We start from the raw sequence: 660 nt of genomic DNA on the forward strand, positions 1-660 counted from the left end.
CCGGTGAAAGAAAGCTCTCCCAGCCCCGGCAACGTCTGCCATTGCCAGTTGAGTTCATTGCGCCAGTAGGCGCCGCGATTTCCGGTCAGGTACTGCTCTTTAAAGCCACGCACCGAGTATTGCCCGCCAATGGAAATGCGCTCGCCGGCATACAGGTTGTCTGCGCTGGTTTGCCCATAGGCCGAGGTCAGGTAATAGAGAGAGGGGGCGAGCGGATAAAAGTAGCTGGCGCTGAGGCCAAGCTTGCGGAACTCGCTGCGCGGCGCCCCGTCGCGCTCAGGATCGTCGGCGGTGGCGCCCAGCATGCGCAGCCCGCGGCTTACCGTCGGGTTCAGCGTCATATAGCCGCCGCCCGCAGCCGCACTGTAATTGAGGCCCAGGCTGGCGACGCTGAGCGTCGGGCTGCTGACGCCCAACCGTTCCCCCGCCAGCTTATTTTCCGTGGTACGCCGCGCCAGCCCGATATCGACGGCCAGCTTGCGTTTGCCATCCCGCAGCAACGTGCGGTTGGCGCCCAGACGCTGGGTCTGGTTGTTGCCCTGATAGCGGTAAGCCGCGCCGTTGAACGGCACCCGCTGGAAAAAATCGTTCCAGGCGTACTGGTAACTGAACAGCCAATAGCCGTAGGGTAAGGTGACGCCGCCGTTCAGGCTGCGGCTG

Annotated in this window: 1 protein-coding gene; it reads right to left on the reverse strand. The window is 63.5% G+C overall.

The features are described 5' to 3' along the window. Nucleotides 1–660 (reverse strand): ShlB/FhaC/HecB family hemolysin secretion/activation protein (locus KHA85_RS20065; protein ID WP_236885842.1); only part of this gene is annotated, 660 nt, incomplete at both ends.

Source organism: Dietzia massiliensis (assembly GCF_018390595.1).
GTDB lineage: Bacteria > Actinomycetota > Actinomycetes > Mycobacteriales > Mycobacteriaceae > Dietzia > Dietzia massiliensis.